Raw genomic sequence first — 21638 nt, 5'->3', positions numbered from 1 at the left:
CGTGCTGGCAATATCTGAACAGGTACGATCACGGTATGGCTGAACAGTTGCTGATAATCGGGTGTGGCAATCTGCTGCGCGGCGATGATGCCGTCGGGCCGGTGCTGGTGCGGCGAGTGCTGGAACTGGGGTTACCACCCGGCGTCGGTGTCGCCGATGCCGGTACCAGCGGGATGGATGTTGCCTTCCGTATGCGCGGCGTCGAGACAATCATTCTGGTTGACGCTGCCCGCACCGGCGCCGACCCCGGCACGATCTATTACGTACCGGGGTCTGTCGTTGAACACCTGCCACCTCTCAGCGGGATCAATCTGCACGCCTTTCGCTGGGATCATGCACTGGCGTTCGGGCGCTGGTTACTCAAAGACGAGTATCCCCGTTCGGTGCAGGTCTATTTGATCGAAGGGGCCGATTTCACAATTGGCGCTCCGCTCAGTCCGGCTGTGGCAGCCCGCATGGAAGACCTGGCCCGTCATCTCAGCCACAACCCGTGGCAGCCGTACCCTGGACACGCAATTGATGAACAACACAATGGAGACCTGGCAGCTTGAATTAACCGCGCAGGGCTATCTGCATCTACCCGCAGCCCTGGCCCAACGCTACTTTCCGACCGATTTGCTGGTTGTCCTTCCCCAGGCCGACGAAATCTGGTTGGTGCCGTTACGGGGTCCGGCTGCGGGTGGCTTGCTGCTCAAACAACGCAACGCCCGTGGTGATCGCAGTGTGCTGATCTGGGAAGCATTGCCCCCGGCAACACCACCCGGTTACCGGTCTGCCGTTTGGGATGCTACCAACGGGGTCTTGCGGATGTCGTTGCAACCAGTAGCCGAGGAGACCGTATGAACCAGCTTGCCATTCGGCCCCAACCACTCGGTATTTTTGCCTTACCGGCCGGCTACCTCGTCCTGCCGCCAACCGACGAACCATGCGCGACAACCGCCCTGGCAGCTCTGCTCCGTGGTACCACTCCCACTGAATGGCCGCAAGCCTGGCAATTCTACGCCCACGCGCTGGACGGAAATATCACGGCAGCCCTCGAAACCTTACCGTCGTCGCCAGAGCCACTTGCCATCTACAATCGCTATGTCTTGACCGGTTCCCACATCGATCATCTGGCGCTGCACATCATGCTCGACGGCGAACTGGCCTGTTTGCACGATGTCGCAGCGTTTACCATGGGTCAGCGCCAGGAACCGCCACCACTCGATCAGGCCACCGGCGAAATTCGGGCGCTCTGTCTGATTGCCCACGCAGCGGCAGCGATTGAGCGCGGCGAACCGACTGCTGCCGACCATTACTTTGCCGACGCCATTGCTGCGGCTACGCCGGTCTCACCGACGCTGGCGGGACAGATTTACCTCAACCGGGCTGAACTGGCGATGCAAACCGGTGGTGACGTATCGCTGATCACGCGCTGGCTGCAACAGGCGCTCGACCTGATTCCGGCTGAAGGCGGTTCCGATATGCGCGCCCGTGCCGCGCTGCAATTGGGGCAAATCCTGCAAGAGTACGCCGGCGGGCAACGCGGCCCCCTCCAGGCCGCAGTCCGTTGTTATCAAGAGGCACTCCGCTTCTTCCAGCGCGAGACCCATCCGCTTGAGTTTGCATTCATCCAGAACAATCTGGCCCTGGCGTACCTGGCGATGCCGATGACCGATGCCGGAGACCGGCTCCGGGGAGCGATTGCTGTCCAGGCGCTACGCGCCGCGCTGAGCATCTACGATCCCGATCAACATCCCCAGGAATGGACGAGCGCCCGCCTGAATCTGGCGAATGCGCTGCAATATGTCCACTCCGCCCGCCCTGCCGATCACCTGCTCGAAGCCGTTGCCATTTACGAAGACCTGCTTCGTCGGCGCGATCCGGCGACCGATCCGGGTGGGTATGCCCGTATTCTGGCCAATCTGGGCAATGCCCTTGCTCACCTCGGCGTCTTTGCCGAAGCCCGCGAGCGACTCAACGCAGCCGCAGCACTATTCGATCAACTCGGCGACGAGACGGCCCTGGCGACGGTGCGTGAACTACTGGCCAACATCGCCATCTGTGAAGCTCAGGGAAATTATGGAAGCCTATCAACGCCAACAGTTTGATCTTCTCTTGATGACGGCGGTCGATCACTTCGTCGAACGCATTGTGCAGCGGTGTGCCGGCGCAGAAAATGCCCTTATGCGCTTACGCAGCGATCCCCAGGGGGAAGGCATCTGGCTCGACCGGTTTGTGGCTGCGATCTTTCAAGACTTTTTGCTCGACAACGTTGCCGGCGCGTGTTTCGTGCTGCAAGGATTGGCTCAGCGCACAATTACCCCACCGCCCGCCGGAACAATCGACTCAATATTGCAAACGATGGCCAGACAGGCGTTCGCCGAATTGCTGGCCATGCGTAGCGAAGAAGTGCTCGAACAGATGATTGGCTATGCCGGCTAGAGATGAGACGGGTATGACCCAACAACTTCCTGCTACTGATGACCTTGAACAGATCGCAGCGCGGGTTGATGCCGCAGTCGCGGCTGTAGCCGGTCTGGAACCTGCGGCTCAGACCGTTGCGCTTGAGCTAAAACAGGCCATCGAGGCATTTCACAAACTGGCGCTCACGACGATGGTTCGCCATCTGAAGCACGATCCACGCGGCAAAGAGTTGCTGCTCGAACTGGTTGCCGATCCCGCCGTGTACGCCATGCTGCTGATGCACGGTATCGTGCGCGCCGATCCCATCACCCGCGCCCGCCGCGTGCTCGATAGCGCCCGCCCCTATATGCAGTCACACGGCGGTGATGCCGAGCTGATTGATGTTCGCGATGGGGTGGCCTACCTGCGCCTGCATGGTTCGTGCAATGGCTGCTCGCTGTCGGCATTTACCCTGCGCAAACACGTCGAAGAGGTACTCTTGCGCGAAGTGCCGGAGATCACTCGTCTCGAAGTGGTAAACGATCAGCCAGCACCGGCTATGTTACGCGCTGAAGCCCAAACCCATCCCGATCCGGCAAAAGGATGGGTGCAGGGACCGGCAGTCACTGCCGTTCCACCAGGGCAAATGATCAGTTTCACCACCGACCAGACCAGCGTGCTGATTGTCAATCTGGAGAATCGTTTAAGCGCTTACCGCAACGCATGCGCTCATCAGGGTCGCCCGCTCGACGGCGGTGTCCTCGATCCCGCCAACGGCACCCTCACCTGCCCATGGCACGGCTTTTGCTTCGACGTGACCAGTGGTGAATGTCTGACTGCGCCCCAGGCCCAACTCGAACCGTTTCCGTTGCGGGTGGTGGATGGGATGATCTGGGTACGACCATTATGATCACGCTGCAAACGATGCGCTGGCTGGGAGCACCGGCACCAGGCGGACTGGCGTTACCGGCAGCAGACGCCGCGCCGACAAATCTCTATGCGCCACGTGGTGTCTATCTCGACCAGCAGCGCCTGATCGCCGTTGACACCGGCAATCATCGGGTATTGATCTGGCAACAGCTCCCGGTGCGCGATCATCAACCCGCCGATCTCGTGCTTGGGCAGCCCGACTTCACGCACGAAGGGCCGCGTGCAGCCGGACGTGGCCCGGCCAACGGATTTCACGTGCCAACCGGAGTCACGGTAGCTGAAGGGCGACTCTACCTTGCCGATGCCTGGCATCATCGTGTATTATGTTGGCATCGATTTCCCGAACGATCCGACACACCACCCGACAGTGTCATCGGCCAGGCTAACCTGCTTGAGATTGAGCCAAACCGTGGTGGCGCAGTTGGGCCTACGACACTGTACTGGCCGTATGGAGTAGCATGGATCGCGGGCTGGTTTTATATTGCAGATACCGGCAATCGCCGGGTGTTGGGATGGCGCGGATTACCAGAACCCACTCAACCGCCCGATCTGATTCTGGGGCAACCGGATGGATGGAGCAATGCGGAAAATCGTGGTGGCCCGCCGACGGCGCACAGCTTTCGCTGGCCGCACGCCCTGGCCGGCGATGGCACCACGCTCTACGTTGCCGATGCCGGGAATCACCGCGTTTTAGCCTGGACACCACCACCAACCGATGACCGACCGGCCGATCTGGTCTTGGGGCAAACCGATATGCAAAGCGCGTTTGAACAACCACACGTACCCCAGGGAGCGCATCGCCTCCGCTTTCCCTACGCAGTTGCCTGTACTGCGGATCGACTATGCGTAGCCGATACGGCAAACAATCGGCTCCTGGTCTGGCAACCTCTCCCGCGTCACGGGGCCGGGCTTCCGGCCCAGGCCGTCTTCGGCCAGGCCGACTTTGCCGGTAGTGGGGAAAACCGCTGGCAAGCCATCGCTCCCGACACCCTCTGCTGGCCCTACGGCCTGTGTGCGCACCAGCAGTGGCTGGCCATCGCCGATTCGGGGAATAATCGAATCATCATCGGGCAATGGGCGGATGGGTAGGCAAAGGCAATACCTTCGGCCACCCCAGGAGAAGGTTGTGAATAGCAAAAATCGCACGACTCCTGTCTGACGATATGTGAAAGGAATGATCGTATGTGTCTTGGCATACCCGGTCGAATCATCGAGATTTACGACAACGGCCTCACCCGGATGGGCAAAGTCGACTTCAACGGCATCGTCAAAGAGGTCTGCCTGGCCTACCTGCCCGAATTGCAGGTCGGCGATTACACCATTGTGCATGTTGGATTTGCCATCACCCGTCTCGACGAGGAGTCAGCCCGCGAAACGCTGGCCCTCTTCCAATCGCTCGGTGTGCTCGAAGAGGAGCTAAATCCGACAGCGGAGGATCAGCATGAAGTATCTTGATGAATTTCGTGATCCTGAACTGGCCCGCCGCATGTTCGATCAGATTCGACGCATCACCACCCGCCCCTGGGCGATTATGGAGGTTTGCGGCGGTCAAACGCACTCAATCATTCGCAACGGCATCGACCAGCTCTTGCCGCCAGAGATTGAACTGATCCACGGCCCCGGCTGCCCGGTCTGCGTCACACCGCTGGAGATTATCGATAAGGCGTTAGCGATTGCAGCACGGCCCGGTGTCATCTTCTGTTCATTCGGCGACATGCTGCGCGTGCCCGGTAGTCGCAAAGACCTCTTTCGGGTCAAGAGCGAAGGTGGCGATGTGCGTGTTGTCTACTCGCCGCTCGATGCCGTCAAACTGGCCCAACAAAACCCCGACCGTGAAGTCGTCTTTTTTGCCATCGGCTTCGAGACAACTGCCCCCGCCAATGCGATGGCCGTCTACCAGGCGGCCCGCCTCGGCCTGAAGAACTTCTCGCTGCTGGTATCTCACGTGCTGGTGCCACCGGCGATCCGGGCGATTATGGAATCGCCTTCTAACCGCGTCCAGGGATTTCTGGCCGCCGGTCATGTCTGTAGTGTGATGGGAACGGATGAGTACCGCCCACTCGTCGAACAGTACCGCGTACCGATTGTGGTCACCGGCTTCGAGCCACTCGATGTGTTAGAGGGTATTCGCCGCGTCATTCTTCAGCTCGAACAGGGCAAAGCAGAGCTTGACAATGCCTATGAGCGGGCCGTGCGCCCAGAAGGCAACGTGGCCGCCAAACAGATGCTGGCCGACGTTTTCACCGTCACCGACCGGGCATGGCGCGGGATCGGGGTTATTCCCCGCAGTGGCTGGAAGTTGAGCGAGCGGTACGCCGCTTTCGATGCTGAACAGCGCTTCGATGTCAGCGACATCCAGACCACCGAGTCGGCACTATGCCGGAGTGGTGAGGTATTGCAGGGACGCCTGAAACCCAACCAGTGCCCGGCATTTGGCAAGGAGTGTACGCCCCGCACCCCGCTCGGCGCGACCATGGTCTCAAGTGAAGGCGCCTGCGCGGCGTACTACCAGTACGGACGCTTCATTCCGGTTAACCAGGTTGGCGTGACCGGCTAACGCTACCGGCATCACGATACGCTGATCGCCATAGTACACAGAAACCATAGCGGACAATGCCTATGCACGAACCACTCGACTTCAGCGGCTGGACATGCCCGGCACCACTGCGCGACTACCCGACAGTTGTGATGGGCCACGGTGCCGGCGGTAAGCTCTCCGCCGAACTGATCAATCATCTCTTCCTGCCGGCCTTTGGTCAACCTGCTCGCCCACTGGCCGACGCGGCCATCACCGAGATTGGCAATAGCCGTCTGGCCATCTCCACCGACAGCTTCGTCGTGCGACCGCTTTTCTTTCCAGGGGGCAACATCGGCGAACTGGCCGTCAACGGCACGATCAACGACATTGCCATGATGGGAGCGCAGCCCCTGGCGCTGACCGCTAGCTTCATTCTGGAAGAGGGCATGCCACTGTCGCAACTCGGCGTAATTGCCGAGAGCATGGGACGTGCCGCCCGTCAGGCCGGCGTCACCCTGATTGCCGGCGACACCAAAGTTGTTGACCGTGGTCACGGTGATGGAGTCTACATCACGACAACCGGTTTCGGCCTCATTCCGGCAGGCGTAACGATTGGCCCGGAACAGGCCCGTCCCGGTGATGCGATCATTGTCAGCGGAGCCATTGGCGTGCACGGTGTCGCCATCCTGAGCGTGCGCGAAGGGATTGAATTCGGCGCCCCGGTCGTCTCCGACACGGCTGCCCTGCACGATCTGGTACGCACAATGATTGCCAGTGGCGCACGCATTCACACACTCCGCGATCCGACACGGGGTGGCGTTGCGGCAGCACTCAACGAAATTGCCCAAACCGCCGGGATCGGAGTTGAGATTGTCGAACGTGACATTCCCATTCCACCCGCAGTCCAGGCCGCCTGCGAGTTACTCGGTATGGATCCATTACACATTGCCAACGAAGGCAAACTGATTACCTTCGTCGAACGCAGTGATGCCGAACACCTGCTGAGCGTCATGCGATCACATCCATTGGGGCGCGAGGCTGCCCTGATCGGCTATGCAACCGCCGATCATCCCGGCGTCGTGGTTGCCCGCACCGGCATTGGTGGCACGCGCGTCGTTGACACCTTGATCGGCGAGCAACTGCCACGCATTTGTTGAGCGCATTGGCTGCGATACAGAAGATCGCCGGATGGGGCAGGTGAAGGCAATGCCTTCGCCTGCTTCTTTATATCAATGACACCAAATCAAATGGTATAGAAATCCTGCCTCCATCCTGGCAGCGCGAGCCTCCGGCTCGCGTTGGAGCGCCAGCTTCCGCCACCCGCCCCCGCTGGGCTATGCATTACCCATAACTCGAATACTGCATTGTCCGCGTGCCGGAGCGGGTCGGGGGCGTGATGACGGGCGTGCTCCCCAGCCGGGAGCTGGGAGCGCGCGCCTCCGGCGCGCATGGTGCCGGTACCAGTGCTGAAGGGAGGAGCCAAGAGCAAGCTCCCGCCCCTGGCAGCATTCACGGACGGCCAGGACAGATGATCGAACACAACGTTTACACAAAGTGTCAAAGCCTGGGGCGAAAGTTTGGCAGGTGCGCTATCCCACCAGATAAACGTATGCGTGTCCAAAAGCAACTTCATGCGCTGCCCATCCAGAACTCGTCAGCCAAGGGGTCATCGAAGTCGAAACTCGTCCACGTAGCTCCTGCGTGTAAACCCGCCACCCGAGAAGCTATAGGCACAAGGCGGGCAATGGGTTTGTTTCCATCAGTGAGGATCCACTCTTCCCCTAAGGCGATCTGAGCAAGCAACTCTTGTAATCGCGTCTGGACTTCCTTTACATCTATTTGTTTAGTCAGCATGCACCTTTCTCCTTTGAGCCGTTTGGTGGACACGTTACACTCGCTGACTATGATTTAGGCGGCTTCCATCTGGTATGCCGACCAGGATACCTGGCCAGATTACACCAGGACATCCATATGGTTGTATTGTGCAGCATGGTTCTGTATCATGCCACCGGTTAAGCGACGTAGAGAATACCAGTGCCAACCATATCCCTTGCGTTTCCTGCTTCAACATATCACGCTACTGCTCTCATCGTCAAGAGGCGATCTTGCAAACATCATCCTAAACCCTCGCCTGGATGTACGCCACCATCCGCCTGAAACACGCTTCCATCCGTATCGGAAAAGCGTTATACTCTGCAACAAACATCACCCTAATGCGATAGGCGCCTGTCGGGCTCCGAGAGTACATCTATATCTCCACCACTATCTCAACCCAGACCCCGGCAGACCTGCGTTTTAGCTGTCGAAAACCCGGCACGGTTGACTCTGTTCGCGCCGTTAGGGATACGGTGGAGGTGATCGTCGGCTGTACGTGTATGTTGATGTTCTGGCTGCGCTATGGTAGTGGGTGAAGGGCATCGAACGGTGAACGCCGCCGGTGTGCGACAGTAGTGGCATAACGGAATACGTAGCGTACTCTTCTGGGCGTGAACGACCAGAACCCATGTAATGTACGCAATGGATATAGTTTCCCAACCGGATGACCCACAACGCATAGTTTGGCGTGCGACGCGGGTGCCTCTGGCTGGCAACAGTATTGTCTCCGAAACGCGATCCCACTGCGTGCGGAGCAGGAACACTGGTTCGGCACTTCCGCACTCAGGGATGGTGCAGGATGATCGTCGGATCACAGGTCATGAACGCTATGACACCAGATGTGATACGATACCACCCTCTGTGCCCCTGTAGTGCCCCCTCCCGGCAATCACTTTTTTGCGCCAAATCTTCAGATGATGCTATAATGCAACCAATATCTGCACGCTCTAATGATCGAAACTTGTAGCGGAAGGAGGTGAGCATATGGCAGACCCCAGCCTTGATGACCTTTGTTGCCATCAGCATTTGTGTTTGTTCCGTCTTCATTTGCTCACCTCTGGAGGTATCACACCGTATGAGCGACGTCAAAGTAGAAAAAACTCCGATTGAACGCTACGATCCTGCCGCAATTGAGACCAAATGGCAGAACCGTTGGGCTGCCGACCAACTGTACCGCACACCACCAATTGATCCCGCCAAACCAAAATATTATGTGCTTGATTTCTACCCCTATCCCAGTGGCGATGGTCTGAGCGTCGGGCACTGCCGTAATTACGTCCCAACCGATGTCGTCGCACGCTACTACCGCATGCGCGGCTACAACGTCTTGCATCCGATGGGGTGGGATGCCTTTGGCCTGCCAACCGAAAATGCCGCGATTAAGACCAAAACCAATCCGGCGGTATTGACCCGCCGCTACAGCGCCAACTACAAACGACAGATGAATATGCTCGGCCTCAGTTACGACTGGGACCGTGAAATTACGTCTTCCGAACCCGATTACTATCACTGGACACAGTGGATTTTCCTGCGCCTCTACCACTCCTGGTACGACCGACGGGTTGATAAGGCGCGTCCCATTCACGAGCTGGAAGCTGAACTGGCCGAATATGGCACCAGCCGTCTTGATCTGCCACTCACCGAACCCCAGGTCACAGCGGAAGAATGGCGCCAGGCCACGCCCTTGCAACGGCAAGAGATTCTGCGCCGTTTTCGGCTGGCCTACCGCAGCGAAGCCGTTGTTAACTGGGACCCGGTGGATAAGACCGTGCTGGCCAATGAAGAGGTCTTGCCCGACGGAACGGCATGGCGGAGCGGCGCCAAAGTTGAGCGCAAGGTGCTCAAACAATGGTTTTTCCGCATTACGGCTTACGCCGACCGTCTGGATCGCGATCTGGACACAGTCGACTGGCCGGCGAAGATCGTCACCATGCAGCGCAACTGGATCGGGCGCTCGCGTGGTGCCGAGGTCGTCTTCCACACCGAAGCCGGCGATCCCATCATCGTGTTCACGACTCGTCCTGACACGCTGTGGGGTGCCACCTTCATGGTGCTCTCGCCCGAACATCCGCTGGTCGCGAAGCTGACGACGGATGCGCAGCGTGAACAGGTCGAAGCGTATATTGCGCAGGCTCGTAATCGCCCCACAACAACGGCAGTTGCAGAAGAGAAGGAAAAAACCGGTGTCTGGACTGGTAGCTACGCGATCAATCCGGTAAATGGGGTCCGCATTCCGATCTGGATCGCCGATTACGTATTAATGGGGTACGGCACCGGTGCCATTATGGCGGTACCGGCCCACGACGAGCGCGACTTCGCCTTTGCGATCACGTATGGGCTGCCGATTATTCCGGTTATTGCCCGTTCTGATCAGGCGGCACGTTCTCTGGTGCGCGCCGGTACTGTGACTGATGATACGGCAGCGGCATTGCAGGCCGCGGGCTTTACCGTCACCCCGCAAGACAATGGCGATCTGCTGGTCGAATTGACCGCTGATCGCGTTGCTGAGTATGCCGCGTTGATCCAGCCTCGCTTGCGTTCAGGCTGGACCGAGGTGGTTGGATCGGGCTGGCTTTTCATCTTCCCCGATGAAGTCATCGCTCTTGAGTCAATAGCCGCCGATGAGCGCATTACAGCACGGTTGCGCGAGGGAACCGGTAATCCCCATCTGCCAACGGCGATGGCCTATCTGCATAGTATCGCCGCCTACCGCGATCTCGTGTATCACGACGAGTATGGCGTACCGATCCACTCTGGCCCGATCAACGGCGTACCGGCAGATCAGGCGGTAGAGCAGGCCATTGCCTACCTCGAACAGCAACGCATCGGCAAAGGTCGTACCAACTACAAGATGCGGGACTGGCTGATCAGCCGCCAGCGCTACTGGGGTACACCCATCCCGATCATTCACCGTGAAGATGGGCTTGAAATTGCGCTGGATGATCAGGATTTGCCGCTCACGCTGCCGAACGTCGAGAGCTACGAGCCAACCGCTACCGGCGAGTCACCACTGGCGCTAATCGACGAATGGGTCAACGTCACTCTCCCCGATGGCAGCCGCGGTCGTCGGGAGACGGATACAATGGGTACGTTTGCCTGTTCGTCGTGGTACTTCCTGCGCTTCGCCGACAACCACAACGATCAGGCCCTGGCCAGCCCGGAAGCGCTCAATTACTGGTTGCCGGTTGATATGTACGTCGGCGGTGCTGAACACGCTGTCATGCACCTGCTTTACGCCCGCTTCTGGACGAAGGTGCTCTACGATCTCGGTGTGGTGAATTTCTTTGAGCCATTCACCCGCCTGCGCAATCAAGGTCTGATCCTGGCCCCACCACGTGAGGTGAACGGCGAGATCGTGATCGAAAAGATGTCGAAGTCGAAGGGCAACGTAATTACACCCGATGAGGTGGTTGCCGAACACGGTGCCGATGCCCTGCGCGGCTACGAAGCCTTCATTTCAGACTTCGAGCTTTCGGTGCCCTGGAGTACCGATGGTGTACCCGGCGTAAAACGGTGGCTCGACCGGGTCTGGCGCATTGTGCTCTCCCCAACGGCTGAACGTGGTCAAACCAGTGCGGTCATGAACGAACGGCAACTGCGGCGGGTGACCCATCAGACCATTCAGCGCGTGGAAAACGATATTCTGAACTTTAAGTTCAATACGATGGTCGCGGCGCTGATGGAATTCACCAATACCCTCTATCGCGCCCGTGATGCCGGTCTGTCCGGAACACCGGCATGGCAAGAGGCGATTGAGACGTTGCTGCTGCTGATGGCACCGATCACACCGCATATCAGCGAGGAGCTGTGGGCACGCCTCGGCAAACCCTACAGTATCCACCAGCAACGCTGGCCGGTTGCCGATCCGGCAGTCGCCGCCGAGGAAGAGGTCGAGATTGTGGTGCAGGTGAACGGCAAAGTGCGTGGAAAATTGACCGTACCGGTCGATCTCGATGAAGCGCAACTCCGTGAGCTGGCACTAAATAACGAACGGGTACAGCAGTTTATTAACAGCAAGCCGATCCAAAACGTGATCGTTGTACCCCGGCGCCTGGTAAATATCGTCGTTGGCGCATAGGTTGCAGGATAGAGGAGGAGAGCCGCTGCCCGGCAACGGCTCTCCCTGATCTGGATATGAATCTGCCACCAATCCTGACTCACCGCGTCGTTCGCGCCTATCTTGTCATTGCGCTCGGCGCACTGCTCTTCTGGCTGCGCCGCATCTTCCTCCCTACCTTTTTTGAGCTACAGGGGGTCATGTTTGACATTGCGGTGCCCTCAGCACTCAACAGTTGCTACAACCGTCCGGCCCTGGCAACCTGTAGCGATGCCGTGATCGTCGTTCTAACCGTCTTCGGGGTCGTGGCTGCGGTTGGGTGGGGAAACCTGGCGATGACCGTCTTTGCACTTATTCTGGCAATTCCACCCCTTGCCCTCTACTTTGCGCTCAGCCCCATCTGGCCACCGCTGATTGCGCTGGCTTTCATTCCCATCGCGCTCGAATTCGGTCTCTGGTTTCTCTTTCCCCGCCAATCCGACACCCCCAACGATAGCGATTGATCACCAGCACGTTCCGGGTAATATGCGATTCTGCCTGCCGATGGTATCAGCGTCACGAATGTGCCAGCGCGATACGCCACTCGCTGAGTATACGATGGCCACTGACTCTTGAAGACACTATTCTGGGTGTCATCATCAATTATCGTGCCAACGGCTGATGCTGCGCCAACAGAACCACCACTCACTGCCTCTAAAAACACCTCAAGCGTTTCGTTCGGCTCAGGGATGTCATCGCCGATAACGACAACGATAATTGATGGCTTCTGATCATCGCGTGGAATGACCAGTTCGGCCGGTGTTGTCGCCTGATAGTCCTGACCGGGTGTCGCCGAAATTGGTTCAATCCGATAACGCACCCGCACATCGCGCTCACGATTGGTGGTACTGAGCGATAACGGAAACTCTAATTGCGTTGTCGCTCCCGAATTACCTTCATCTACGGCGGCTGGCCCAACACTCACGACGACCGTATCATCATCACGGATCGTCAACATCTGCACGGCATCAATCAGCTCGCCATTGGTAATACCGGTGAGTTGAAAACGAATCGTCTCATCCTCTTCAACAATGTCATCACCATACACCTCAATGGTAACAGTTGCAGTTGTGCCCGCCCGTGATCCGGCTGCAAACCGCAAGGTACCGGATGATCCACCTGGAACACCATAATCTCGATTACCCGCCGGGTATGTTCCGCCGGATTCAACCCGGTACGTCACCTCCACATCAAGTGCAGCATCTGTCAGCAGCTCGATGACTACATCACGGCGTGTTACCGCAGGCGGATTACCTTCATTGACCGGATCGATTGGCCGGACACGCACCTGTACAGCAGGCACAGGGGTCTCCGTTGGTGTTGCGGTTGGCTCCGGTGTCGAGGTCGGCACTGGCGTCGCAATGAACGTCGGTGTTGCGGTCGGCTCCGGCGTGAACGTCGCCGTCGGCGTATTCGTTGGCCGTGGCACGACCGTTGGCGACAGGGTAGTGGTCGGCGTTGCCGTGACGGTTGGCTCCGGTGTTGCCGTGGCAGTCGGTTCTGGCGTGGGCGTCGCCGTCGGCTCCGGCGTGAACGTCGCCGTCGGCGTATTCGTTGGCCGTGGCACGACCGTTGGCGACAGGGTAGTGGTCGGCGTTGCCGTGACGGTTGGCTCCGGTGTTGCCGTGGCAGTCGGTTCTGGCGTGGGCGTTATGGTTAGTGTCGGTGTAGACGTAAAGGTAGCTGTTGGCACCGGTGGCGGCTGGCGCGTCGGTGTCGTTGTGGCGGTTGGTACCGGTGTTGGCGTTACTGTCGGAGTGAACGGTTGCTGTGTCGGTGTTGCTGTTGGCAACGGTACATCAGTTGCCGTCGGTGTATTAGTTGGGCGGGCAGTTGGTGGTGTGGTTGGAGTCGCCGTTTCAGTGGCAACCACAGGCGAGCTAACAGTTGGTGTCGTTGAACGGGTTGGTGTTGGCGTGCTCACGACTATCGGCGTGGCCGTTGGCCCCGGCAGAACCACACCACTGCCGACAGTAGGCGTGAATGTGGGTGCTCCACCACCAGCCGGACTAGAGGTGGCTGTTGCGGTCGGTGTTGGTGTAATCGTTGGCGTTGGTGGATCGATGCGAGTAGGTGGCGGTGGCACAGCAATTATTGGTGCCGGTGAAGGGAAAGCCGCGGCCTGGGTCGGGGTTTGAGTTCGCCGTGCCACTTCAGTCGCTGCCAGATTTGGCAGATCTGCAGCCGGTGGCGCGAAGCTCAGATCGGCCGGAAATGGTTCATACGCTCGCAACAGGCGTGCAGCGCTAACACTGATAAACGGCTGATTGTATGGGGTCAGCCACCAGAAGATCACCTGGGTGACACAGAATACCGGTAGGATCGCCAGCAAAAGCGCTCCTCCTACCAGCCAGCGCAAATAGTCAGGGCCGGTATTTGTCTGTGTCTTACCCGCCGACGACACGTCCCCGCTCCTTCGGATAACGTAACCGGATCGTGAAGGTGCTTCCCTGACCGGGCGTGCTGGTCACGGTTATCGAACCACCCTGCAACTCCAACAACTGACGTGTGATTGCCAGACCTAATCCACCGCCACGCTGAGCAGAATTATTCCCGTCAACCCGTTGGAAGCGGGTAAACAAACGCCCCATAATCTCGGTCGGAATACCAGGGCCGGTATCACTGATCGCCAGCCAGAGTGTATCACTATCGACCCCTGCGCTCACCAATATCTGGCCCTGGTGTACGTAACGACGGGCATTATCGAACAACTGACTCAATGCCTGCTTCAACAACTCACGGTCAGCCAGAACTGGAGGCAGATCGTCCGGGAGAACGAGCAGTACCTGAATGTCACGCTCACTCAACACAGCCCGATAAGGACGCAGTGCCTCTTCGATGACCGGCGCCAGTGCTACCGGCTGGATCTGCACCTCAATCTGGCCGGCATCGAGATTGGCGACCATAATCGCATTATTGACCAGATGGGTCATCTGGATAGCACTCTGGCGCACCTCTTCCAGCATGTCACGTTGCTCGGCGTCGAGCGCTGATGCCGATTGCCGCAGGATCAGTTCGAGGTAGCCGCGAACAATCGTCAGCGGTGTGCGCAACTCGTGCGAAATCGTGGCGATAAAATCGGTCTTGGCCCGATCAATCTGGATCGCTGATGTAACATCGTGCAACACGATCACCTCACCGAGCCGGGTACCATCAGTCATACATACCGGTGCTCGTCCTACGGTCAGAAAGCGATGACCAATCGTAACAACTTCTTCTGGTCGGCCAAACAGCTCGGAACGCGCCTCTTTACCGGTTAATGGCAGGTCGTGGATCGAAAGATCGGCATGTGCCGGCAGCACCGGTTGCAGCAACTGCCGGGCTGCCGGATTCAGCAATACAATCCGTCCTCGCGCGTCACTGACAATCACACCATCACTGATTGAGGCCAGAATAGCACGGCGCTGTTCGGCATCGCGTTGCGCAGCTTCATACAGCAGTGCATTCACCAAAGCCACTACTGTCATGTTGGCAATCGCCTGTAAATGCGGCAGCACGGCAGATGAAAAGGCATTTCGCTCTGGATGGGCAAAGATAAGCGCACCAATTGTCTGCTGCTCACGAAGCAATGGCACCACCAGAGCACTTTGCACCCCACCGGCAGCCAGCAACGGATCGGTGTAGGGCACCAGTTGCGTTTCACCATTTACCGGCAGTGTAGTCAGCGCATGTTCGGTTAGCGTCGCATAATTCAGTGGTGCATTCGTGCGCACCCGAAAGCGCCAGCCATCGGTATCGGGAACGATGGCAATAGCTTCTGTTTGGGGTTGGAGATCGGTAGCACTGTTGGTGGCAATCTGCAAAATGGCATCAATCTGCAATTCACGGTTAAGCTGACGGCTGGTCTGATACAAATGCAACAGATGCGCCGTCATCTGGTTAAAGGCGAATGCCAGCCGCCCCAACTCATTTTCCGCCTGCACTGTACTGCGCCGGTCGAGATCGCCGGCACTAACCGCATCGGCTACTGCGACTAGTTCGTCGAGTGGACGGGTAATTTGACGGGCAACCCAGTAGCCAACAATCACCGCCGCTAATGCCAGGCCGGCAGTAACGCCGATAACTGCGTTGCGACTGCTGGCCCAGGCGCTCAGGATAAAATCACGTGACAGTCCAACAGCGAAATAGCCGCTTTGGGAGCCTCTTATCAACAATGGCGCGTACACCAGTTGATATTCGTAGTCGCCGGCGCTGATCGTGGTCGACAACGAACAGGTCGGCAGACGCACCGGCTCGATAGGGGTTACCAACCGTCCGGTTAGATTGCCAATGTCGAGACAGGTACCGAGCGCATTCATGCGCACCAACATCTCGATCTGATCCGCATTCAGACGAAACAGAGGGCGAAAACTCTCTGGTACAGTAGCAGCCAGGAGATCGCCATTGCTGTCTAACCACACGGTCAAGGCAGCCTGGCTACGCTCCTGCAAAAAGTTCAGCGTCCGGTCGAGCCGTTGCGCAACCAGCACACCACCCAGCAATTGTGGCACGTCAGCATCATCGGCACGGGCATAGACGGGAGCTACCGTAAAGAAGTGCAAAACCTGACTGCCATCAGCCTGTTGGAAAGCAATCAACCCACTATACTTATCACCCAGAATTTCGTCAGAGCCAACCGGTGTCTGTACACCTTGCAAGACCTGTTCGATCAACGGCAAGCCGGCAAGGTTTGTCCCAACATACCGGGTTGGCTCATCCCCAACCGGCGCGCGTTCCCAGTCGAGCAACGCCATGCCGGAGGAATCGAAGACTATCAGCCGATCTGGGGAAATATTCTCGTTACTCTGACCCAGTGTCCACAAACCGCGCAGTGCAATTGCCAGCCCATCTTCATCACGGCGGGCAATAGCGTCGACCACCGCTGGTGCACCGCTATCGGCATTGGCTGCGGTAAACACGATTTGTCCGAGGTAGGCAATATTGCTAATCTCGCGCAAAGCCAGGGTTTCGGCAAAGTTGCGTGCAACCTGCCCGAGTTGATTATTGAATCGTTCCTGCCAGCTTCCCGCTACCAGCGTCATCGCAATACCCGAACCGACGAGCATCACCATGATCATCAGGAGCAGGTAAGGCAGGATGATCGTAAACAGAATACGCGAACGTAAAACAGTGATGACCTGCCGCACGGCGTTCCCCCGGTGTATATACATTCATATATGTGCGGCGACGACTCATAGCCAGTATAGCCGATGACACAATGATAGAACAGAGGGGATTGGTAACAGTTTCGTAATCTGGTAACACGCCCTTCAGGAGTCGCAGCGTTTCACCGGCAGCGCAAACGCAAACGTACTACCCAATCCTTCACGGCTTTGCAACCAGATTTGACCGTGGTGCGCTTCGACAGCCAGCTTGCAGAAGGTAAGCCCTAGCCCTGTCCCACGCGACTTCTGCTGTTGTACCTGCCCAAACTTCTCGAAGATACGAGCGTGGTATTGGGGAGGAATCCCAGGCCCTTCATCCCGTACCCAGTAGACCAGCCACTCGCCGGCGAGCAATGCCGGGATGGTAAAGGAGAGAGCCGGATGTTCACCGCCGGTTGCATCGGTTGGCAATGATAGATAGCGCGCACCTATCGTCACGGCCCCCCTGTCGGGAGAGAATTTAACCGCGTTATCGATCAGATTTTGCAAAACACGAACAATCTTATCCCGATCAACCTCAATCTGTGGCAATCCAGCGGGCAGGTCACGAGCCAGCGTAATCTGCCGTTGCTGAGCTGCTACCTGAAGCCGCTCAACAGCATCCTCGACCAGATCATACGGTGAGAGCTGTTCATAGTTCAGCGTCATCCGCCCCTGCTCCAGCTTGCTGATGTCAAGCAGGGTATTGACCATCGCCAGCATCGTTTCGCTACCCTGATAGGCAATGCTCAATAACTCTTGCTGCTGAGGAGAGATTGAGCCTCCCAATCCCCGCTGCACCATCATAATGCCGTTCATGATCGCGGTCAGTGGCACCCGCAGATCGTGGATCAGCATCCCGGTGTTAATCATCACGCAAACGCGCCAGCTCTCGCTCTTTCGCAATGTCTTCAAACAGAGCCAGACTGCCGATCTGCATCCCCGCAGTATCGCGCACCGGTAAAATGGTATGGCGAAGATAACGGACAGCTCCCTCGCTTAATTCCATCTCAATCACACGATGTGGTGCGCCTTCATTCAACCACGGCGGCTCCTCTACCACCAGCGCTTTGTTCATCAATTCTTCGATCAACTCTGCAAGCCGACACCCGATTAGCGCCTCACGTGAACGATGGAAGATACGGGCAGCAGCCGGATTTCCGGTAACGACGACCCCGCGCATATCGGCCATGAGAATCCCATCGCTGGTTGAATTAACAATGGCCTCGAAGCGATCACGGACTGTGCTGACCTGTTGAAACAGATGGGCATTCTCTAGCGCAATCCCAATCGTCGCCGCCATCCGGGTGAGCCGAATCGCTTCCTCTTCAGTAAAGTGGCCGGTACGCTTGTTCAGTAGCTCGATCACCCCAATTGTGCGCCCTTTCACCACGATTGGCACACAGAGGATAGACTGAACATTGTAGCCAATCCCTTCACTGACCTGACGGTAGAAGCGTGCATCTTGTTCCGGGTCATGCACAATCGCATATTGCTGCGTGCGTGCCACATCACCAACAATCCCCAGGCCAGGTGGCACACGCAAGCCGACCAGCTTTTCCTGCCCTTCCTCCAGGGTCATCACAAAGACCAGTTCACCCGTCTCTTCATCGAGCATAAGCAGCGAACCGGCATCGACGTGGAAGAACTGGTTAATCTTTTCCATCACCAGATGGTAAATCTCTCGCGGGTCCAGGGATGAGGTGACTGCCGCAGCAATATCGTTCAAGGTTGCCAGCTCTGCTTCACGGCGTGCCGCTTCTTCGATCATCCGAAATGAGGTGATGGCAGCCGCCAATTGACTGGCCATCAGGCGGGCAACATAGACCTCTTTCTCGTCAAACTGACGCACCTGATCGATAGTTGCAAAGGCTAATGCACCAATCACCTGATCTTGCGCAACCAGTGGGATGATCAAGAGTGAACGGATACGGGCTTCGGAGAGCATTCTTAGCAGATACATCGTTTCTGCCGAGCGGTTACTCTGCCCCGAAAGAGTGGTGACATCCGATATCTGATGCGCCTGTCGCTGTTGCAACGACTGGCGCACGAGAGGGAAATCGCGTAGCGGGAGGGGCGGCGGTAACGAAACCCGTGGCGGAAATGTACTGACCAGCGAGATCGTTTCACCCGTCGGATCGAGAAGCAGCACACCACACATCGAGACATCCAACCCCTGAACAAATTCATTCAGCGCCAGCAAGAGGAGTTCATCGAGGGTTGCTGCCGTTTCTATCGCAGTTGCAATCCGTAATAGACTCTCAGGATGTAACTCTGATCGTTTTATCGACAATGGTTCATTCTTCATCACACCCACTCACAAATGGCCGGCCAATCGATACACCGAAGCCGGTTCGTTTCCATTATGTAAACTAACCGGCGTCAACGGCTCAAGAACAAATTGACCGGATGGCACAGTCTTCAAGACACTCTCAGCTACCACTATCTCATCATTACGCGCTAATTGACACAATCGTTGCGCTTCCCGCACCGCAGCGCCAGACCAGGCCATTGTTGCATTGTCGGCCTGACCAATCACGCCAATAACCACTTGCCCGGTAGTAATACCACCGGCCAGCGCGAGATCAACCCCAAACTGTTGTCGCCATTGCAACCGTACATCGCCAAGTACAGCCTGAACTTTGCGTGCCGTCTCCAATGCCCGTACTGCATCATCAGATTGTGGCTGTGGAAAGCCAAAGACTGCGCTGAAACTTCGCTCGTCGATTGCGATGTAGACCCCGCGCTGTTGATGAACTACCGACCGACACACGTTATGGAACGGAGCTGCAACACGTTCAAACAACTGTTGAGCGGTCAGATCGGTCAGACGCTCGATCCCGCGCAAGCAGGCGTAAACGAACACCCCAGAGACCGCCTGCGGCTGTAGCGCCTGCATTAACTTCGCTTGCTGACCCATCAATTCACGTACCGTGGTCGGTGGTAAATATCTACTCAGCAACCGCCGGGCGTGAAACAGGTGCTCTGGCTCAACAATCCCTTCGTAGCCGTAGCGCACCATGACGGTAATCGCATACGCTGCCAGCACCGATACCAGTGCCAGTGAACGCTGGCTATAATGATAGGGGTTAAGGCTGGCCAGCGTCAACACACCGATTGGTCGTTCGCCGTGGAACAGCGGCACCGAGAGCGCGGAACGCATCAACTCCAGGCCAGGAGTCGGAATCCAGCGTGTATCACGTTCAATATCATCGATGATGACCCCACGTTGGGCACGGAGCACCCAACCGGCCAGCCCATGCCTGAGAATCGGCGCTGATGCCAGGTTAAGCGGTAATACATCGCCACCGCTGAGCGTAATCCGGGTACGAATGGTCAACGTCTCGGCGTCGATCAATAAGAAGGTGCCGTGACTTGACTCGGTCAGCTCAGCAGCAATTTGCAAGAGTTGTACCAGCGCTCGCCCAAGATCAGGTTGTTCGGCCACACTGCCGGCAATCCGCTCGAATATCGCCAGGCGATTCTGTTCTCGTTCCAGCCATTGCCGGTAGATCGTTGTCTGCAGATAAGCTGTAAAGAGCGTAGTACTGTGCTCAACCAACTGTTGTTGTTCTTCATTCAAGCGCAGATCGGTACCGGCTAATATCAAACAAAGCGATCCGATAGGCGTTTGTTGCACCCATAACGGCCAGCTCACGACCGTCAAGGTCTGAGGCGAAGCGGTATTCAACAATTCCCGCATCTGTACACTTGAAAGATGAACAGAGCGTCGTTCACGCAACGCCCGACCAACGGCACTACTGTTGATGTCAAATGTGGTTGTTCGCCGGGCAACACCGATCCCCCAGGCTGCCGACGGAAACAAAAGTGCTCGCTCGACATCGTGCAAGAGCAACACAACACCGCGTACCGGCAGATGTTCAGATAGGGTCTCGGCAACCGCTGCCAGCATGGCCTCGCGATCAGAGGCCATACAGAGCCGCTGAGCCAGTGTTACCAGCGTTGAAGAGCGTGGCACTGCCGCAACTGCATCGGCAACGGTCTGACGTAATGCAACCAGTGGATCGGTATCGGTCAGTGGTGGAAGGTCTGCATTCAATGCCCGTACTGCGTGTTGCCGCGCCTCATGCAAGGCATAGCGGAGGCTAAGCCATGCCACAAGTGACAAGACCAGGCCAATGATACCGCCAAGGATAAGCGCAACGCCAAACGTCAGCGCCGTTTCGCCATTACCCCAGCGTGTCACAATATCAAGCAGAGCATACAGCAGCAGCCCAAGTGCAATCCCACCTGGCAGAGTAAGGGCAAAGATGCGATGCAGATTGCTACGTGGCAGATACACAGCGGCCTCTCAGGTTTAGTTGATGTTGCTCTATCTTAAACGTAGATCGAAGACGTATATTGCGCCTATTATATACGGTTTTGTGAAAAAAACATGACCGACTCACAAATTGTGAGTCGGTCGTAATACTGGAGCGGGAGACGGGGTTCGAACCCGCGACCTACACCTTGGCAAGGTGTCGCTCTACCAGCTGAGCCACTCCCGCCTACTGTGCCCTGTATTATACACAATTTGTTGCATTTGTCGAGTCGGGTTGCTCCTCCAGGATAGGTCGCGTCGACTATAACACACCTGAAAGGCGAGTTTCCAACCTGCCCACAGCTACTCCCACCTGCCGGAATACCACCTGCCGACTATTCACCACCGATTGCCCGGCCAGCGATAAAATATGCTACCCTTCTGCCACGA

Annotated in this window: 17 protein-coding genes, 1 tRNA gene and 1 pseudogene; 11 read left to right on the top strand and 8 right to left on the bottom strand. The window is 57.3% G+C overall.

Translation table 11 applies throughout. The features are described from left to right. Positions 1 to 35: 35 nt before the first annotated feature. From CAUR_RS14545 to hypE, 9 genes are all read left to right on the top strand, one after another. Positions 36 to 551 carry a hydrogenase maturation protease gene (locus tag CAUR_RS14545; RefSeq protein ID WP_012258625.1) on the top strand — a complete coding sequence of 172 codons (516 nt, stop codon included), beginning with the start codon at positions 36 to 38 and terminating at the stop codon, positions 549 to 551. Beyond that, positions 532 to 843, top strand: coding sequence for a hydrogenase maturation protease (locus tag CAUR_RS14540; RefSeq protein ID WP_012258624.1), 312 nt, complete (start codon positions 532 to 534; stop codon positions 841 to 843). The genes CAUR_RS14545 and CAUR_RS14540 overlap by 20 nt, the downstream gene beginning before the upstream one ends. Beyond that, a complete protein-coding gene (locus CAUR_RS14535) occupies positions 840 to 2090 on the top strand; it encodes a tetratricopeptide repeat protein (RefSeq protein WP_012258623.1) in 1251 nt (416 codons plus the stop codon). The genes CAUR_RS14540 and CAUR_RS14535 overlap by 4 nt, the downstream gene beginning before the upstream one ends. After that, complete coding sequence (locus CAUR_RS14530) at positions 2062 to 2424, top strand: hypothetical protein (RefSeq protein WP_012258622.1); 363 nt, start codon at positions 2062 to 2064, stop codon at positions 2422 to 2424. The genes CAUR_RS14535 and CAUR_RS14530 overlap by 29 nt, the downstream gene beginning before the upstream one ends. Before the next feature lie 13 nt (positions 2425 to 2437). Next, positions 2438 to 3295 (top strand): NifU family protein, encoded by an 858-nt coding sequence (locus CAUR_RS14525; RefSeq protein WP_015909297.1) that lies wholly within the window; start codon positions 2438 to 2440, stop codon positions 3293 to 3295. Beyond that, positions 3292 to 4404, top strand: coding sequence for an NHL repeat-containing protein (locus tag CAUR_RS14520; protein WP_012258620.1), 1113 nt, complete (start codon positions 3292 to 3294; stop codon positions 4402 to 4404). The genes CAUR_RS14525 and CAUR_RS14520 overlap by 4 nt, the downstream gene beginning before the upstream one ends. A 93-nt stretch (positions 4405 to 4497) precedes the next feature. Then, complete coding sequence (locus tag CAUR_RS14515) at positions 4498 to 4770, top strand: HypC/HybG/HupF family hydrogenase formation chaperone (RefSeq protein ID WP_012258619.1); 273 nt, start codon at positions 4498 to 4500, stop codon at positions 4768 to 4770. Then, entirely contained in the window at positions 4757 to 5872 is a 1116-nt protein-coding gene (gene hypD / locus CAUR_RS14510; RefSeq protein WP_012258618.1) for a hydrogenase formation protein HypD, read from the top strand. The genes CAUR_RS14515 and hypD overlap by 14 nt, the downstream gene beginning before the upstream one ends. Before the next feature lie 62 nt (positions 5873 to 5934). Next, entirely contained in the window at positions 5935 to 6990 is a 1056-nt protein-coding gene (gene hypE / locus CAUR_RS14505; protein ID WP_015909296.1) for a hydrogenase expression/formation protein HypE, read from the top strand. Positions 6991 to 7462: 472 nt separating this feature from the next. Here hypE and CAUR_RS14495 read toward each other — a convergent pair whose 3' ends face one another. Both CAUR_RS14495 and CAUR_RS14490 read right to left on the bottom strand, forming a co-directional pair. Further along, positions 7463 to 7687 carry a type II toxin-antitoxin system Phd/YefM family antitoxin gene (locus CAUR_RS14495; protein ID WP_012258616.1) on the bottom strand — a complete coding sequence of 75 codons (225 nt, stop codon included), beginning with the start codon at positions 7685 to 7687 and terminating at the stop codon, positions 7463 to 7465. 804 nt (positions 7688 to 8491) lie between these two features. Next, positions 8492 to 8755: a hypothetical protein gene (locus CAUR_RS14490; protein ID WP_015909294.1), complete on the bottom strand. Its 264-nt coding sequence runs from the start codon at positions 8753 to 8755 to the stop codon at positions 8492 to 8494. Between the two features lie 28 nt (positions 8756 to 8783). Between CAUR_RS14490 and CAUR_RS14485 the strand changes: the two genes are divergently transcribed. Next, positions 8784 to 11786, top strand: a complete 3003-nt coding sequence (locus tag CAUR_RS14485; protein WP_012258615.1) for a leucine--tRNA ligase — start codon at positions 8784 to 8786, stop codon at positions 11784 to 11786. Positions 11787 to 11842: 56 nt separating this feature from the next. After that, positions 11843 to 12268, top strand: a complete 426-nt coding sequence (locus CAUR_RS21925; protein WP_012258614.1) for a hypothetical protein — start codon at positions 11843 to 11845, stop codon at positions 12266 to 12268. A gap of 140 nt (positions 12269 to 12408) precedes the next feature. On the opposite strand, the pseudogene CAUR_RS21920 reads toward CAUR_RS21925, so the two are convergent. The 6 genes and pseudogenes from CAUR_RS21920 to CAUR_RS14455 all read right to left on the bottom strand — a co-directional run. After that, positions 12409 to 13092, bottom strand: a pseudogene (locus tag CAUR_RS21920) (Calx-beta domain-containing protein); the annotation flags it as partial. 1099 nt (positions 13093 to 14191) lie between these two features. Then, positions 14192 to 16930, bottom strand: a complete 2739-nt coding sequence (locus CAUR_RS14470) for an ATP-binding protein (RefSeq protein WP_242604937.1) — start codon at positions 16928 to 16930, stop codon at positions 14192 to 14194. Positions 16931 to 17053: 123 nt separating this feature from the next. Then, positions 17054 to 17800, bottom strand: coding sequence for a sensor histidine kinase (locus CAUR_RS21585; protein WP_012258611.1), 747 nt, complete (start codon positions 17798 to 17800; stop codon positions 17054 to 17056). After that, positions 17793 to 19235, bottom strand: a complete 1443-nt coding sequence (locus CAUR_RS14465) for a GAF domain-containing protein (protein WP_012258610.1) — start codon at positions 19233 to 19235, stop codon at positions 17793 to 17795. Before CAUR_RS14465 ends, CAUR_RS21585 begins: the two co-directional genes overlap by 8 nt. Before the next feature lie 9 nt (positions 19236 to 19244). Next, positions 19245 to 21230, bottom strand: coding sequence for a GAF domain-containing protein (locus CAUR_RS14460; RefSeq protein WP_012258609.1), 1986 nt, complete (start codon positions 21228 to 21230; stop codon positions 19245 to 19247). Positions 21231 to 21359: 129 nt separating this feature from the next. Then, positions 21360 to 21435: transfer RNA gene (locus CAUR_RS14455), tRNA-Gly, on the bottom strand. Positions 21436 to 21638 lie beyond the last annotated feature (203 nt).

It is taken from the genome of Chloroflexus aurantiacus J-10-fl, assembly GCF_000018865.1.
Lineage (GTDB): Bacteria > Chloroflexota > Chloroflexia > Chloroflexales > Chloroflexaceae > Chloroflexus > Chloroflexus aurantiacus.
This window is presented reverse-complemented; position numbering and strand designations above follow the sequence as displayed.